Genomic DNA, 15,437 nt, shown 5'->3' with positions numbered 1-15,437 from the left:
GCCGAACCAGCATCCTAAACGCCCCATATTCGCCGCGTCTGTCAGCCGAGGCGCACAAGCTGGTCGCGCAGGCGCTCCAGCGTGGCGGTGAAATCGGCCAGGCGCTTGCGCTCCTGCTCGATCACTGCGGGCGGTGCCTTGGCCACGAAGGCCTCGTTGCCGAGCTTGCCGTGCACCTTGGCGATCTCGCCCTCGATGCGCGCGATTTCCTTGCCGATGCGGGCGCGCTCGGCCACCTTGTCGATTTCCATGTGCAGGCACAGGCGCGCCGCGCCCACCACCGCCACAGGTGCCGCTTCGGCCGCGGCCTGCCACGAGGCCTCGTCGTCGAAGACCTTCACTTCCTTCAGCTTGGCCAGTGCCTGCAGCACAGGCGCCGATTCGCGCAGGAAGGCCGCGCCTTCCGCATCGTCGGCCACCGCATAGAGCGGCAGGCGCACGGCGGGCGACACGTTCATCTCGCCACGCAGCGTGCGGCATGCATCGACCAGCGCCTTCAGCCGCGCCACATGCGCCTCGGCCGCCTCGTCGATCTTCTCGGGTTGGCTCTTCGGATAAGCCGCGATCATGATCGACTCGCCTTCGCGGCCCGCGACCTTCGACACCTTCTGCCACAGCTCTTCCGTGATGAACGGAATCACCGGATGCGCCAGGCGCAGCAGCGTCTCGAGCACGCGGATCAGCGTGCGGCGCGTGGCGCGCTTTTGCGCATCGTCGCCGGTCTGGATCTGCACCTTGGCGATTTCCAGGTACCAGTCGCAGAACTCGTCCCAGGCGAACTGGTAGATCGCGTTGGCCACGTTGTCGAGGCGGTACTCCTCGAAGCCCTTGGCCACGTCGGCCTCGACGCGCTGCAGCTGCGACACGATCCAGTAGTCGGCACGGCTGAACTTCAGGTAGCCATGGGCCGGGCCGCCGACCTTGCATTCTTCCTTCGTGTGCTCCAGCAGGCCGCAGTCCTGGCCTTCGCAGTTCATCAGCACGAAGCGCGTGGCGTTCCACAGCTTGTTGCAGAAGTTGCGATAGCCCTCGCAGCGCTTCGAATCGAAGTTGATGCCGCGGCCCAGCGAGGCCAGCGAAGCGAAGGTGAAACGCAGCGCGTCGGCGCCGAAGGCCGGAATGCCGTCCGGGAATTCCTTCTGCGTGTTCTTGCGCACCGTCGGCGCGGTCTCGGGCTTGCGCAGGCCCTGCACGCGCTTCTCGAGCAGTTCGGGCAGCTGGATGCCGTCGATCAGGTCGACCGGGTCCAGCACGTTGCCTTCGGACTTGCTCATCTTCTTGCCCTGCGCATCGCGCACCAGGCCGTGCATGTAGATGTCCTTGAACGGCACCTTGCCGGTGAAGTGCTTGGTCATCATGATCATCCGGGCGACCCAGAAGAAGATGATGTCGTAGCCCGTCACGAGCACCTGCGAGGGCAGGTACAGCTCGAGGTCCTTCGTCTTTTCGGGCCAGCCCAGCGTGGAGAAGGGGAAGAGCGATGCCGAATACCAGGTGTCGAGCACGTCCTCGTCGCGCGTGAGCTTCTTGCCCGGTGCCTTGGCCTGCGCCGCGGCCTCGTCCTCGGCCACGTACACATTGCCTTCTTCGTCGTACCAGGCCGGGATCTGGTGGCCCCACCAGAGCTGGCGCGAGATGGTCCAGTCCTGGATGTTCTCCATCCAGTGGTTGTAGGTGTTGACCCAGTTCTCGGGCACGAAACGCACTTCGCCCGACTTCACCACGTCGATGGCCTTCTGCGCGATCGACTGTCCATCGGCGCCGGGGCGCGTCATGGCCACGTACCACTGGTCGGTCAGCATCGGCTCGACGATGGCGCCCGAGCGAGCGCAGCGCGGCACCATCAGCCTGTGCTTCTTCACCTCAACCAGCAGGCCCAGCGCATCGAGGTCGGCCACGATGGCCTTGCGTGCCACGAAGCGGTCCATGCCGCGGTACTTCTCGGGCGCGTTGTCGTTGATGGTCGCGTCGAGCGTCAGGATGCCGATCACCTCGAGCTTGTGGCGCTGGCCGACCGCGTAGTCGTTGTAGTCGTGCGCGGGCGTGACCTTGACCACGCCGGTGCCGAAGGCCTTGTCGACGTACTCGTCCGCGATGATCGGGATCAGCCGGTCGACCAGCGGCAGCTTCACGCGCTGGCCGATCAGGTGCTTGTAGCGGTCGTCCTCGGGGTGGACCATCACGGCCGTGTCGCCGAGCATGGTCTCGGGCCGGGTGGTGGCCACGGTCAGCGTGCCGCTGCCGTCTTCCAGCGGGTAGGCGATGTGCCAGAGCGAGCCGTCTTCTTCCTCGCTCTCGACCTCGAGGTCGCTCACCGAGGTCTTGAGCACCGGGTCCCAGTTGCCCAGGCGCTTGCCGCGGTAGATCAGGCCTTCTTCATAGAGCTTCACGAAGGTGTGCATCACGACCTTGGAGAGGTCGTCGTCCATCGTGAAGTACTCGCGGCTCCAGTCCACCGTGTCGCCCATGCGGCGCATCTGGCGGGTGATGGTGTTGCCCGACTTCTCTTTCCACTCCCAGACGCGTTCCACGAAGTTCTTGCGGCCCAGGTCGTGGCGGCTGATCTTCTGCTCCTGCAGCTGGCGCTCCACCACGATCTGCGTCGCGATGCCGGCATGGTCGGTGCCCGGCAGCCACAGCGTGTTGTCGCCCTTCATGCGGTGGTAGCGCGTAAGGCTGTCCATGATCGTCTGGTTGAACGCATGGCCCATGTGCAGCGTGCCCGTCACGTTGGGGGGCGGCAGCTGGATCGCGAACGAATCGGCGCCTTCCTTGGGCTGCTGCGTGCCGCGGAAGCCCGCCTTGGCATAGCCGCGCTTCTCCCATTCCGGGCCCCAGTGCGCCTCGATGGCGGCGGGTTCGAACGATTTCGACAGGCTGTCGAGACCAGGTTGTGCGGGAGGGGTAGTGGGTTCGCTCATGGGGAATGCAAAACGGCACCCTCGGGTGCCGTCGGTGACAGAGGTGGGATTGCCGGGGATTTTACCGGCGCGGCTTTCGGTCCGCGGAACGCTGCGGAACCGGCTTTGCCGGGCCGCTGGCGTTGCCCCCTGCAAGGGGGAGGGAGTAGCGACACGAAGTGCGCGAAGCCTGGGGGTGAGCCTATCCCATAATTCCGGGATGCTCTTCCTGCTTTCCCCTGCAAAGTCACTCGACTACGACACCCCGGTTCCCTCCGAAATCCCCGCCACCCAACCCCACTTCGAAGCCCCGCGCGGCCCCTCGGCCGAACTGATCAAGCTGCTGCGAGAAAAGTCGCCCCAGCAGATCTCCGAACTGATGCACCTGTCGGACAAGCTTTCGGCGCTCAACGTGGCGCGCTACGAAGCCTGGTCCAGCAAGAGCACCGAAAAGAACGCGCGTCAGGCGGCCTTCGCCTTCGACGGCGATGTTTATGGCGGCCTCGATGCCCGCACGCTCACCGCATCGCAGCTCGCGTGGGCGCAAGACCACGTCTGCATCCTCAGCGGCCTGTACGGCATCCTGCGTCCGCTCGACCGCCTGCAGCCCTACCGGCTCGAGATGGGCACCGCGCTGTCCAACCGCCACGGCAAGGACCTGTACGCCTTCTGGGGCTCGCGCATCGCCGAGCACCTCAACGAGCGCCTCGCGGCTGACCGCACGCCGGTCGTCATCAATGTCGCCTCGCAGGAATACTTCAAGTCGATCGACCAGAAGGTGCTCAAGGCCCGCGTGGTCGAATGCGTGTTCCAGGAGTGGAAGGGCGATAAGTACAAGATCGTGAGCTTCTTCGCCAAGCGCGCCCGCGGCCTGCTGGCGCGCTGGGCCGTGCAGCACAAGGCGGCCACGCCCAAGGCACTGGAAAAATTCGACCTCGAAGGTTATGGTTTCGACGCCAACGTGTCGACAGCCGAAAGGCTGGTGTTCAGGAGAAGACTGGAATGACCCCCAGTCTCCGCGCACTTCGTGTCGCTTCGCCAACCCCCTTGCAGGGGGCAACACCAGCGGCCCGGCAAAGCCGGTTCCGCGGTGTTTCTGGAAGGGGCCATGGTGGTTTCATGCGTCGCGGTGCCCGGCGCCATATGGAGGTGTATTGAATGTCTCAACCGATCAGTCCGGAGTTGCGCGAATGGCTGGTTGCCCAGTTGGCGGCCGGTCATTCGGTGCCCGCACTGCGCGCGTCGATGCGCGCGGCCGGCTGGCACGATTCGGCCACTGACGTGGCGCTGGCCCAGCTCGAGGCCGGCTTTCCCGATGTCGAGGCGGCACTGGCCCCCGCGCGCACTGAGATGCCCGGCCCCGACCTCGATGGCGCGCCGCTCTACCTCGATGCCGGCGACCGCCGCGTGCAGGTGCTGCACACCCTGCGGCATCCGCGCGTGATCGTCTTCGGCAACCTGCTGTCGAGCGAGGAATGCGAAGGGCTGATCGCCGCCGCGCGCGTGCGCCTGGCACGCTCGCTCACCGTCGAAACGCGCACCGGTGGCGAGGTGCTCAACGTCGACCGCACCAGCGACGGCATGTTCTTCGAGCGCGGCGAGAACGAGATCGTCGCCCGCGTCGAGCAGCGCATCGCCATGCTGCTGCGCTGGCCGCTGGCCTACGGCGAGGGCCTGCAGATCCTGCGCTACGCCCCCGGCGCGCAGTACCGCCCGCACTACGACTACTTCGACCCGCACGAGCCCGGCACGCCCACCATCCTCAAGCGTGGTGGCCAGCGCGTGGCCACGCTCGTGATGTACCTGCAGGAGCCGGAGCAGGGCGGTGCCACCACCTTCCCCGACGTCGGCCTCGAAGTCGCGCCCGTGCGCGGCACCGGCGTGTTCTTCAGCTACGACCGCCCCGACCCCGTCACCCGCACCCTGCACGGCGGCGCGCCGGTGCTGGCGGGCGAGAAGTGGGTCGCCACCAAGTGGCTGCGCGAGCGCGAATTCAAGTAAGAAAAGAAGCAGCAGCACAACAACAAGGACCCGATGAAACTCACCGCCAACGGCCTGCAGATCGAAGTCGACGATACCGGTGGCGGCAGCGGAGACGGGCGCCCTGTCATCCTGCTCATCATGGGCCTGGGCATGCAGCTGATCGCCTGGCCCACCGCCTTCGTGCAGCAACTGGTCGATGCCGGCTTTCGCGTGGTGCGCCACGACAACCGCGACATCGGCCTGAGCCAGGGCTTCGACCATGCCGGCACCGGCAACTTCATCTGGGAAACCATCCGTCACCGACTCGGCCTCAAGGTGCGCTCGGCCTACACCCTGCAGGACATGACGCGCGATTCGATCGGCGTGCTCGACGCGCTCGGCATCGCCAAGGCCCACATCGTCGGTGCCTCGATGGGCGGCATGATCGCGCAGCGCCTGGCCGCCACTGCGCCGCATCGCGCCGCGAGCCTCGTGAGCATCATGAGTTCGAGCGGCGCGCGCGGCCTGCCCGGCCCGCGCCGCGAAGTCGCGGCCATGCTCATGCGCCGGCCCCTGGGCAAGAGCGAAGCCGAACTTGTGGCGCACAGCATCAGGCTGCTGCGGCTCATCCAGAGCCCGGCCTATCCGCAGACCGACGAAGAACTGGCCGAGCGCCTCACCTTCAGCATGCGCCGCGCCTACCACCCGGCCGGCATGCTGCGGCAGATGCTCGCCATCGGCGCCGACGACGAGCGCCCGAAGGTACTGCCGCGCATCCAGAGCCCGACCCTGGTGCTGCACGGCGACGCCGATGCCCTCGTGCCCATCGCCTGCGGAGAAGACTCGGCCAGGCGCATTCCCGGCGCGCAGTTCGTCGCCGTTCCCGGCATGGGCCACGACCTGCCGCCCGAGGTCTGCACCATCCTCGCCAACCACATCGCCCCGTTCGCCCATGCGGCGGACGCCAAGGACAAGACATGAGCACCGACAACCAACCCCACGACCCGAACGTTCCGAACGTTCACGATACCCCCGAGCAATCGCAGCTGGGCCGCGCCTCGGCCTACGCCGACAGGTACGACCCGTCTCTGCTGTTCCCCATCGCCCGCGCCACCCAGCGCGAAGCCATGGGCATCCAGGCCGGCGCCTTGCCCTTCTTCGGCGCCGACCTCTGGACCGCCTTCGAGGTGAGCTGGCTCAACCCGCGCGGCAAGCCGCAGCTGGCCATCGCGCACTTCACCATCCCGTGCGAAACGCCGAACATCATCGAGAGCAAGTCGTTCAAGCTCTACCTGAACAGCTTCAACAACAGCACCTTCGCAAGCGTCGATGCCGTGCGCGAGCACCTGCGCACCGACCTCGCCGAAGCCGCCTGGCGCGGCAGCGACCAGACCGGCGGCATCGGCGTGAAGCTGCTCACGCCCGAACTGTTCGACCGCGAGCCGGTGCATGAAATCGACGGCCTCGACCTTGACCGCCTCGACATCGAGTGCACCCGCTACCAGCCCGCGCCCGAGCTGCTGAGCAGCGACGCCACGCAGGTGCACGTGAACGAGACCCTGACCAGCCGCCTGCTCAAGAGCAACTGCCTCGTCACCGGCCAGCCCGACTGGGGCAGCGTGCAGATCCGCTACAGCGGCCCGCCTATCGACCAGGCCGGGCTGCTCGCGTACATCGTGAGCTTTCGCAACCACAACGAATTCCACGAGCCGTGCGCCGAGCGGATGTTCACCGACATCTGGCGCCAGTGCCAGCCGACCAAGCTCGCGGTGTATGCGCGCTACACGCGGCGCGGCGGGCTGGACATCAACCCGTTCCGCACGAGCTGGCCGCAGGCGCTGCCGGCGAACATTCGCACGGCGCGGCAGTAAGCAGCCGGGGCGCCGCCGAAGACCCTCTTCGGAAACCCGAAAGCCGCTCCTGCCACTCCTGTGGCATTCTGGATTTGCCCGTCAATCGCGCGGGCAAACATCCGGAGCAGAGACAAAAATGGTTGAAGGAAAAGTGGTCGTCGTCACCGGCGCGGGTGGCGGCATCGGGCGCGACATCGCACTGGCCATGGCCCGCAACGGCGCCAAGGTGGTGGTCAACGACATCGGCGCCGCGCTCGACGGCGCCGGCGGCAGCGCCGGCCCGGCGCAGCAGGTGGTCGATGAAATCCGCGCCGCCGGCGGCCAGGCCGTGCCCAATACCGACAGCGTGGCCGATGCCGCCAGCGCGGCGCGCATCGTCGAATGCGCCGTCGAAAGCTTCGGCCGCATCGATGCGGTGGTCAACAACGCCGGCATCCTGCGCGACCGCTTCTTCCACAAGATGTCGGTCGACGAATGGGACGCCGTGCTCAAGGTGCACCTGTACGGCGCCTACTACGTGAGCCGCGCGGCCGCCACGCATTTCAAGGAACAGAACTCCGGCGCGATGGTGCACATGACCTCGACCTCGGGCCTCATCGGCAACTTCGGCCAGGCCAACTACGCGGCGGCCAAGCTCGGCATCGTGGCGCTGTCGAAGTCGATCGCGCTCGACATGCTCAAGTTCAACGTGCGCTCCAACTGCATCGCGCCCTTTGCCTGGAGCCGCATGATCGGCGCCATTCCCACCGACACCGACGAGCAGCGCGCCCGCGTCGACAAGATCAAGCAGATGACGCCGGCCAAGGTGGCGCCGCTCGCCGTGTACCTGGCGAGCGATGCGGCGAGCGCGGTCAACGGGCAGATTTTTTCGGTGCGCAACAACGAAATCTCGCTCATCAGCCAGCCGCGCCCGGTGCGCTCCGTGCACCGCTCCGAAGGCTGGACGCCACAGAGCATCGCCGAGCACGCCATGCCCGCGATGCGCGCCAGCTTCTATCCGCTGGACCGCTCGGCCGACGTGTTCAGCTGGGACCCGGTCTGAGGTCAAACCCGCACAAGGGCGCACACAGGGGCGCGCACCGCATCATTCGCCGGACAATGCGCGTTCCTTTTCTCCTTCGTGCGGCTGCCCGGTGAACCTGCATTTCGACCTGTTCGACCTGAAACTGTTCGTCTACGTGGCGGACGCGCGCAGCCTCACGCGCGGCGCCGAAAAAGCCTGCATCTCGCTGGCTGCCGCCTCCACCCGCATCAAGCAGATGGAAGAGGCCGTGGGCGGCAAGCTGCTGCACCGCAGCGCGCAGGGCGTGACGCTCACCGCCGCCGGGCAGGCCGTGCTGTACCACGCCAAGCGCGTGATGCAGCAGATGGAGCACCTGCGCTGCGACATGCAGGACTTCGGCAAGGGCATCAAGGGCCACGTGCGGGTGTTCGCCAACACCACCTCCATCACCGAGTACCTGCCGCAGAAGCTCGCAGGCTTTCTCACGCAGCATCCGGCCGTGCAGGTGGACCTGCGCGAATACCTGAGCGAAGAAATCGTGCGCGCGGTGGCCGACGGCGAGGCCGACATCGGCATCCTGGCCGGCGATGTGCACACCGGCGAGTTCGACGCGCGCGCCTTCGGGCGCAACCACCTCGTGCTGGTGGTGCCGGCCACGCACCACCTTGCGGGCGCGCCCTCGGTGGCCTTTGCCGACACGCTCGACGAGCAGCACGTCGGCCTGCACCACGGCAGCGCCATCCATCGCTTTCTGCAGCGCCGCGCGGAGCTGGCGGGCCGGGGCTTCAACCCGCGCATCCAGGTCAGCAGCTTCGAAGCCATCTGCCTGATGATCGAAGCCGGCGTGGGCGTTGGCGTGCTGCCGGCGTCGTCGGCGCAGCGGTTGTCGATGGCGATGCGCATCGCCACGGTTCCATTGAGCGATGCATGGGCCGAACGCGAACTCAAGCTCATCGCGCGCGACCGCGAGCAACTGCCGGCTTCGGCGCGCGAACTGTTCGACCACCTCGTTGCCCCCTGAAGGCGCGCGCCGCATGTCAGCCGACCTGAAATCGCTGCGCCTTTTCGTGACCGTGGCCGACCACGGCAGCATCAGCGAGGGCGCCAAGCGCTGCCACATCGCGCTGGCGGCCGCGAGCAAGCGCATCTCCGACCTCGAAGCCCGCGCGCGGCTGCCGCTGCTGGTGCGCCATGCGCGCGGCGTCACGCTCACGTCGGCGGGCCACGGCCTGCTCTTGCATGCACGTGCCGTGCTGTCGGCCATGGACCGCCTGGGCGCCGAGCTCGACGACTTCCAGAACGGCGTGGCGGGCGTGGTCAGCATCACGGCCAATGCGTCGACCATCGCGCAGTTCCTGCCGGCACAGATCGGCTCCTTCCTGCGGCTGCATCCGGTGCTCAAGATCGACCTGCAGGAGCGCGCCAGCACCGAGGTAGTGAAGGCCGTGCAGGCCGGCCTGGCCGACATCGGCGTGATCGAGGGCAACACGCCCGCCGAGAACCTCGAATGCCTGCCGTACCGCACCGACGAGCTGGCCGTGATCGTCGCGCGCGACCATCCGCTGGCCCGCCGCAAGCGCATCGGCGTCGACGAGGTGCTGCGGCACGACCATATCGTGGTGCGCGAAGGCACGGCCCTGCACCGCGTGCTGCTGAGCGCGGCGCTGGAGGCGCAGGTGCCGCTCAAGGTGCGCATGCAGGTCGGCAGCTTCGACATGGTGTGCCGCATGGTGGAGCAGAACGTCGGCATCGGCGTGCTGCCCTATGCGGCCGTGCTGTCGCAGCTGCAGATATTGCGGCTGCGCTGCCTGAAACTCGATGCGCCGTGGGCGGTGCGCCGGCACCTCTTGTGCGTGCGCCGGCAACAAGACCTGACCGTGGCCGCGCGCTCGGTGCTCGAGCACCTCGGCCGGCCCGACTGAGCCCGAGCCTTCGCGCACCGCGAAGCCTCGCGCCCGCCAAAAACGAATTGTTCTCCGGCGCCCACCGCGCAAAGATCACCCCTGCCAGATCGCAAGATCACCAGGCGGCCACCCAGAAAAGGAGACATTCTTGAAGATCATCCGCGTCAGCGCCACGCCGCTGAACATCCCGGTCACCATCGACGTGGTGGGCCTGAACAAGCAGACATCGCTGTCCCTGTGCCTGACCGAGATCGAGACCGACACCGGCCTCGTCGGCCACGGCATGACCGCCATCACCGAAGAAGAAATCATCGCCGCCGCCGTGCGCGAAGTGGCCGGCCCCGCGCTCATCGGCGAAGACCCGATGGCCACCGAGCGCCTGTGGGACAAGCTCTACTGGCTGCTCTCGCCGCGCGGCCAGACCGGCTACGCCAGCCACACCATCGCCGCGCTCGACATCGCGCTGTGGGACATCAAGGCCAAGGCGCTCGGCCAGCCGCTGTGGCGCCTGCTGGGCGGTGCGCGTGCGAAGGTGCCGGTGTACGCCACCTTCGGCTTCGGCTTCTTCGAGCGCGACCAGCTTGCGGCCGCCGCCAAGCTGTGGGTGTCGCAAGGCTTCCAGCGCCTGAAGATGACCGTCGGCAACCACGCGCTGGCGCGCCGCGATGAGCCGCGGCCGCTCGACGAAGTCATCGCCGAAGACGTGCGCCGCGTCGCCGCCGTGCGCGAAGCCGTCGGCCCCGACGTGAAGCTGTACGTCGATGCCAATTGCGGCCTCGACCTGTTTCACGCGACCGAACTGGCGCAGCGCATCGAGCCCTACGGCATCAGCTTCTTCGAGGAGCCGCTCACGCAAAACGACGTGCGGCAGATGGCCCAGCTGCGCGCGCGCACCCGCATCCCGCTGGCCTGCGGCCAGAACGAAGGCCTGGCCTTCCGTTTCCGCGACCTGCTGGTGAACCAGGCGGCCGACGTGCTGCAGCCCAACGTGACCATCTCGGGCGGCTATTCGCAGTGCCTGAAGATCGCCGGCATGGCGCAGGCCTTCAATGTGCCCATCGACAACGGCGGCGCCTGGCCCTTCCACAACATGCACCTGCACGCGGGCGTGTCGAACGGTGGGCTGGTCGAGTACCACTACGTCGCGGTGCAGATGCTCAAGCAGATCTTCGATGGCCTGCCAGTGCCCGACCAGGGCTGGCTCACGCTGCCCGAGACGCCGGGGCTCGGCTTTGCGCCCAACGCCGAGCGCGTGCGCGAGCTGGCGAAACTGCCGACCTCGCACGGAAAGGGCAAGGCCTGAGCCGAGGCACGAGCGACGCACACACGCACGCAGCAAGACAATTTCCGAACACGACCAGGCCGCGCAGACGGCCGGCGATGACCCCAGAACAACGGAGACATGATGAAAGCCAGACAAGCGAATCGACCGCCGGCGCGCCGGCATGCATTGCGGGCCGTAGTGGCCCTGGGCCTGATGGGCGCGCTGGCCGCGCCCGTCGCATGGGCCCAGCAGAAGTACCCCGACAAGCCCATCCGCCTCGTGGTGGGCTACTCGGCCGGCGGCGGGGTCGACGCGGTGGCGCGCCTGCTGGGCGTGCGCCTGTCGGCCGTGCTGGGCCAGCAGGTGCTGGTCGAAAACCGCACCGGCGCCACCGGGCTCATCGCGGCCGACCTCGTGGCGAAGGCGCCGCCCGATGGCTACACGCTGATGATGGGCGACAGCGCTTTGCTCATTGCCAAGCTGCTGCAGCCGAAGATGGGCATCGATCCGCTGACCAGCTTCAAGCCGGTGGCGGGCGCCTTCATCTCGCCGCTGATGATCGTCACCGGCAACGACTTTCCGGCGAAGACGCCGGCCGAGTTGGTGACGCTGCTCAAGGCGCATCCGGCCCGTTATTCGTTTGCCACCTCGGGTGTCGGCACCGTGCAGCACCTGGGCTTCGAGATGCTCAAGCAGTCCACCGGCACTTTCGTCGTGCATGTGCCGTACCGTGGCGCTGCGCAGATCGTGCCCGACGTGATCGGCGGGCAGGTGCCGATCGGCGTGGTCAGCGCCACGGCCGCGATGGCGCAGGCCAAGGCGGGAAAGCTGCGCGCGCTGGCGTTGATGAACACCGCGAAGCTCGAAGGCGCGGAGGGCGTCGCGCCGCTGGCGGATGCATTGCCGGGCTTCGACGTGGCGCCGCGCATCTTCGTGCTGGCGCCGGCCGGTACGCCGAACGAGATCGTGCAGAAGCTCTCCGCTGCGGTGAAGAAGGTGCTCGATACGCCTGAAGCCGGGGCTGCTGCTGCCGCACAAGGGACATTGCGGGCTTATGCGACGCCGGCTCAATTGGGCAAGGACATGGCGGATGAGACTGCGCGGTGGAAACGCATCATTGCGGAGCAGCACATCGTGGCTGAAGGGAACTAGGTTTTTGTGTGCGGGGTGCGTCGTTCAGGGCGACGCTCACGCCGACGGGGGACATTCGCGGAGGGGAGTACCCGATGCCCTGTGCACGCGCCCCGAACAAACGACACAAGAACACAAGCAACAAGCAGAGGAACCACTGAATGCAACAACCCCATCTAGGCCTGATCGTTCCCCCCGCCGCCGGCGCGGTGCCGATTGACGGTCCGCTGCTCTACGGCGACCGAATCCGCTTCAGCGCCCGCGGACTCGGCCTCGGCGAAATCTCCACGCGCGGCTACACGGAGGTGATCGACTCGGTCATCGGCAAGGCCCTCGAACTCAAGGCCGATGGGGTGAGCGCCGTGTCGCTCATGGGCACTTCGCTGAGCTTCTTTCGCGGTGCCGCATTCAACCGGCAGCTTGAAGTGGAAATGGCCAGTGCCACCGGCCTGCCGTGTTCCACCATGAGCAACGCCATCGTCAACGGGCTGCGCAGCCTGGGCATCCGGCGCGTGGCGGTGGCCACGGCCTATATCGACGAAGTGAACACGCAACTGCGGCTCTATCTGGCGCAGAGCGACTTCGAGCCGCTGGCGCTCGAAGGGCTCTCGATTTCCGATGTGCAGAAAGTCGGCGAGGTGCCGACGCAGGTGCTGGTCGATCTTTGCGTGAAAGTCTTCGAGGCCCAGCCGGGTGCCGATGGAATCCTCATCTCGTGCGGCGGTCTGGTCACGCTCGATGCGGTGCGCGAGGTCGAGGCGCGGCTTCAGGTACCGGTGGTCTCCAGCTCGCCGGCGGGCTTCTGGGACCTGGTGCGCACGGCCGGGCTCGATGCGCGCTCGCCCGGCCAGGGACGCCTTTTCGCCTGAAGACGCCTAGGCGAGCAGGCGCTCGACCTTCGGCGCGTCGGCCAACTGCCAGATGCGCTGGCACAAGGCCTTCGCTTCCTGCGCCGTCGCGCCTTCGCCGTAGTGCGTCAGGCGCTGCATCTTGTCTTCGATCTCGGCCCGGCTCAGGCTGTTGCCCGGATCGCCCTTGGGCTCGTCCACGCGGCCCTGCAGCGTGCGGCCATCGGCGGTGTGCACGCTGACCTTGCCGATCCAGCGTGCGGGGTAGGCGGTGTCGACTTCGGTGTCGAGCTGCATCGTCACCTTGTCGCGGAAGGCCGCAACCTCCGGGGCAAGAAAGTCGCGGTCGAACTCGCCCAGGCCCGCGCGGCCGTGCACCGCGATCAGGCCCAGCACCGTGCCCATCGAGAACTTGCCCTGGTGCACGGTCGCCGGCACGGTCACGCGGCCCAGCACGTCGATGGCGCCCTGGTGCACGTGCGTGGTCACGTGCGAAACGTCTTTGGGCTTGAGCTTGTTCTGCGTCATCACCTGCAGCAGCGCATCGGCTGCCGGATGCGTGTGGCGGCAAGAGGCGTGGTACTTGAAGGATGTTTCGGCCAACGCCCAGCGTGTACCGAGTCGGTCGGTGAGCTTCGCAGGATCGGCATCGCTCGACATGCCCACGCCAAGGCCCTGCGCGCCTTCGAGGATTCTTGCGGCACCCGTGAAGCCGTCTTGCGCAAGGTAAGCCGACATCAACCCGCTGGCTGCGGCATGCGCGCAATGCAGTTGCTTGGAATCGGCGGCGTCGCGCAGAAACTCCCACACACCCGCCGATTGCGTGCCGGCCGAGCCGAAGGCATGCAGCATCTGCTGCGGCGTGAGGTCGAGCAGGCGACCCACTGCGGCGGCTGCCGCGAGCGTGCCCGCTGTCGCGGTGGTGTGGAAGGTCTTGTAGTGCGAGCGGCCGAGGAACTCGCCGACGCGGATGCCGACTTCATAGCCCGCAACAACCGCCGTCAGCAATTGCGCGCCGCTCGCGCCGATGCTCTGTGCCACCGCGAGTGCGGGCGCAATCACCACGGCGGCCGGGTGAAACACCGAGCCGTTGTGCACATCGTCCTGCTCCACGAAGTGCGAGGCCGCGGCATTCACCAGCGCCGCGAACACGGGCGAGCTGGTGCGGCGCGACGTCAGTATTTCGCTGGGCCCATCGGCGGGCCCCATCATCTGCGCGAAGCGCTCGATGCTGCGTACGGGGCGCGACGTGCGGGCCGCGAGCACCGAGCCCAGCCAGTCGAGCATCAGGTCTTCGGTGCGGCGCAGCACGGGGTCGGGGATGTCGCCGAACTGCAGTTCGGCGGCGAAGGTGGCGAGCACCTTGCTTGGATGATTCGAATCGGTCATCGGTGCGGCCCCTTCAGAACGAGCGCGGCATCCCGAGCATGTGCTCGGCCACGTAGCTCAGGATGAGATTGGTCGAGATCGGCGCGACCTGGTACAGCCGCGTTTCCCTGAACTTGCGCTCGATGTCGTATTCGCAGGCAAAGCCGAAGCCGCCGTGGAACTGCAGGCAGGCATTGGCCGCCTCCCAGCTTGCCTTGGCCGCGAGGTACTTCGCCATGTTGGCCTGCGCGCCGCAGGGCTGGTGTGCGTCGAACAGGCGGCAGGCCTCGTAGCGCATCAGGTTGGCCGCCTCGATCTCGATGAAGGCTTCGGCTATCGGAAACTGCACGCCCTGGTTCTGGCCGATGGGGCGGCCGAACACCACGCGCTCCTTGGTGTAGGCCGTCACCTTGTCGATGAACCAGTAGCCGTCGCCGATGCATTCGGCTGCGATCAGCGTGCGCTCGGCGTTCAAGCCGTCGAGGATGTACTTGAAGCCCTGGCCTTCCTCGCCGATCAGGTTCTCCGCCGGGATCTCCAGGTTCTCGAAGAACAGCTCGTTGGTCTCGTGGTTCACCATGTTCAGGATCGGCCGCACCGTCATGCCTTTGCCGATGGCCTCGCGCAGGTCGACGATGAAGATCGACATGCCTTCGGACTTCTTCTTCACGTCCGCCAGCGGCGTGGTGCGTGCCAGCAGGATCATCAGGTCCGAATGCTGGATGCGCGAGATCCAGACCTTCTGCCCGTTGATGACGTAGCGGTCGCCCTTCTTCACGGCCGTGGTCTTGATCTTGGTGGTGTCGGTGCCGGTGCTGGGCTCGGTCACGCCCATCGACTGCAGGCGCAGTTCGCCGGTGGCGATGCGGGGCAGGTACGCGCGCTTTTGCGCTTCGCTGCCATGGCGCAGCAGCGTGCCCATGTTGTACATCTGGCCGTGGCAGGCGCCGGAGTTGCCGCCGCAGCGGTTGATCTCTTCCATGATGACCGAGGCTTCGGTCAGGCCCAGGCCCGAGCCACCGTACTCCTGCGGGATCAGCGCGGCCATCCAGCCGGCCTTGGTGAGCGCATCGACAAACTCGGCGGGGTAGCCGCGCGCCTCGTCGATCTTGCGGAAGTACTCGTTGGGAAACTGCGCGCACAGGTCGCGCACCGCATCGCGAATGTCGGGAAAGCTCTTGTCGTTGGCGTTGTTCATCTTCGT

At 67.0% G+C, this 15,437-nt stretch carries 13 protein-coding genes; 10 read left to right on the top strand and 3 right to left on the bottom strand.

Annotated features, from left to right (window positions below; genetic code table 11):
- Positions 1-41 precede the first annotated feature (41 nt).
- The gene (locus ACGLHS_RS28905; RefSeq protein WP_093245820.1) at positions 42-2,921 is read right to left on the bottom strand and encodes a valine--tRNA ligase; all 2,880 of its coding nucleotides are present in this window, start codon (positions 2,919-2,921) and stop codon (positions 42-44) included.
- Between the two features lie 199 nt (positions 2,922-3,120).
- Here ACGLHS_RS28905 and yaaA point away from each other — a divergent pair, with 199 nt between their 5' ends.
- The 10 genes from yaaA to ACGLHS_RS28855 all read left to right on the top strand — a co-directional run bounded on the left by yaaA (position 3,121) and on the right by ACGLHS_RS28855 (position 12,886).
- Positions 3,121-3,906, top strand: a complete 786-nt coding sequence (gene yaaA / locus ACGLHS_RS28900) for a peroxide stress protein YaaA (protein WP_394485277.1) — start codon at positions 3,121-3,123, stop codon at positions 3,904-3,906.
- A gap of 152 nt (positions 3,907-4,058) precedes the next feature.
- Complete coding sequence (locus ACGLHS_RS28895) at positions 4,059-4,901, top strand: 2OG-Fe(II) oxygenase (RefSeq protein WP_093245816.1); 843 nt, start codon at positions 4,059-4,061, stop codon at positions 4,899-4,901.
- Positions 4,902-4,934: 33 nt separating this feature from the next.
- Positions 4,935-5,843, top strand: coding sequence for an alpha/beta fold hydrolase (locus tag ACGLHS_RS28890; RefSeq protein WP_394485275.1), 909 nt, complete (start codon positions 4,935-4,937; stop codon positions 5,841-5,843).
- Positions 5,840-6,733 (top strand): NADPH-dependent 7-cyano-7-deazaguanine reductase QueF, encoded by an 894-nt coding sequence (gene queF, locus ACGLHS_RS28885; RefSeq protein WP_394485274.1) that lies wholly within the window; start codon positions 5,840-5,842, stop codon positions 6,731-6,733. Before ACGLHS_RS28890 ends, queF begins: the two co-directional genes overlap by 4 nt.
- A 118-nt stretch (positions 6,734-6,851) precedes the next feature.
- Positions 6,852-7,757: an SDR family NAD(P)-dependent oxidoreductase gene (locus ACGLHS_RS28880; protein WP_394485273.1), complete on the top strand. Its 906-nt coding sequence runs from the start codon at positions 6,852-6,854 to the stop codon at positions 7,755-7,757.
- A 91-nt stretch (positions 7,758-7,848) separates the two neighbouring features.
- Positions 7,849-8,739, top strand: a complete 891-nt coding sequence (locus ACGLHS_RS28875) for a LysR family transcriptional regulator (protein ID WP_093245804.1) — start codon at positions 7,849-7,851, stop codon at positions 8,737-8,739.
- A 13-nt stretch (positions 8,740-8,752) separates the two neighbouring features.
- On the top strand, positions 8,753-9,640 hold the full coding sequence (locus ACGLHS_RS28870) for a LysR family transcriptional regulator (protein ID WP_394485272.1): 888 nt from the start codon (positions 8,753-8,755) through the stop codon (positions 9,638-9,640).
- Between the two features lie 130 nt (positions 9,641-9,770).
- Entirely contained in the window at positions 9,771-10,925 is a 1,155-nt protein-coding gene (locus ACGLHS_RS28865) for a mandelate racemase/muconate lactonizing enzyme family protein (protein WP_093245799.1), read from the top strand.
- Between the two features lie 102 nt (positions 10,926-11,027).
- Positions 11,028-12,038 carry a Bug family tripartite tricarboxylate transporter substrate binding protein gene (locus ACGLHS_RS28860; protein ID WP_394485271.1) on the top strand — a complete coding sequence of 337 codons (1,011 nt, stop codon included), beginning with the start codon at positions 11,028-11,030 and terminating at the stop codon, positions 12,036-12,038.
- A gap of 140 nt (positions 12,039-12,178) precedes the next feature.
- Positions 12,179-12,886: an arylmalonate decarboxylase gene (locus ACGLHS_RS28855; protein WP_394485270.1), complete on the top strand. Its 708-nt coding sequence runs from the start codon at positions 12,179-12,181 to the stop codon at positions 12,884-12,886.
- A gap of 6 nt (positions 12,887-12,892) precedes the next feature.
- Here ACGLHS_RS28855 and ACGLHS_RS28850 read toward each other — a convergent pair whose 3' ends face one another.
- Both ACGLHS_RS28850 and ACGLHS_RS28845 read right to left on the bottom strand, forming a co-directional pair.
- Complete coding sequence (locus ACGLHS_RS28850; RefSeq protein WP_394485269.1) at positions 12,893-14,254, bottom strand: MmgE/PrpD family protein; 1,362 nt, start codon at positions 14,252-14,254, stop codon at positions 12,893-12,895.
- Between the two features lie 13 nt (positions 14,255-14,267).
- Positions 14,268-15,431, bottom strand: coding sequence for an acyl-CoA dehydrogenase family protein (locus ACGLHS_RS28845; protein WP_394485268.1), 1,164 nt, complete (start codon positions 15,429-15,431; stop codon positions 14,268-14,270).
- Positions 15,432-15,437 lie beyond the last annotated feature (6 nt).

The sequence above is a fragment of the Variovorax sp. VaC1 genome, assembly GCF_043658315.1.
Classification (GTDB): Bacteria; Pseudomonadota; Gammaproteobacteria; order Burkholderiales; family Burkholderiaceae_C; genus Variovorax.
This window is presented reverse-complemented; position numbering and strand designations above follow the sequence as displayed.

Coding starts and splice junctions, on each gene's coding strand:
- ACGLHS_RS28905 (WP_093245820.1), bottom strand. CDS start 2,921: ATGAGCGAACCCACTACCCCTCCCGCACAACCTGGTCTCGACAGCCTG.
- yaaA (WP_394485277.1), top strand. CDS start 3,121: ATGCTCTTCCTGCTTTCCCCTGCAAAGTCACTCGACTACGACACCCCG.
- ACGLHS_RS28895 (WP_093245816.1), top strand. CDS start 4,059: ATGTCTCAACCGATCAGTCCGGAGTTGCGCGAATGGCTGGTTGCCCAG.
- ACGLHS_RS28890 (WP_394485275.1), top strand. CDS start 4,935: ATGAAACTCACCGCCAACGGCCTGCAGATCGAAGTCGACGATACCGGT.
- queF (WP_394485274.1), top strand. CDS start 5,840: ATGAGCACCGACAACCAACCCCACGACCCGAACGTTCCGAACGTTCAC.
- ACGLHS_RS28880 (WP_394485273.1), top strand. CDS start 6,852: ATGGTTGAAGGAAAAGTGGTCGTCGTCACCGGCGCGGGTGGCGGCATC.
- ACGLHS_RS28870 (WP_394485272.1), top strand. CDS start 8,753: ATGTCAGCCGACCTGAAATCGCTGCGCCTTTTCGTGACCGTGGCCGAC.
- ACGLHS_RS28860 (WP_394485271.1), top strand. CDS start 11,028: ATGAAAGCCAGACAAGCGAATCGACCGCCGGCGCGCCGGCATGCATTG.
- ACGLHS_RS28855 (WP_394485270.1), top strand. CDS start 12,179: ATGCAACAACCCCATCTAGGCCTGATCGTTCCCCCCGCCGCCGGCGCG.
- ACGLHS_RS28850 (WP_394485269.1), bottom strand. CDS start 14,254: ATGACCGATTCGAATCATCCAAGCAAGGTGCTCGCCACCTTCGCCGCC.
- ACGLHS_RS28845 (WP_394485268.1), bottom strand. CDS start 15,431: ATGAACAACGCCAACGACAAGAGCTTTCCCGACATTCGCGATGCGGTG.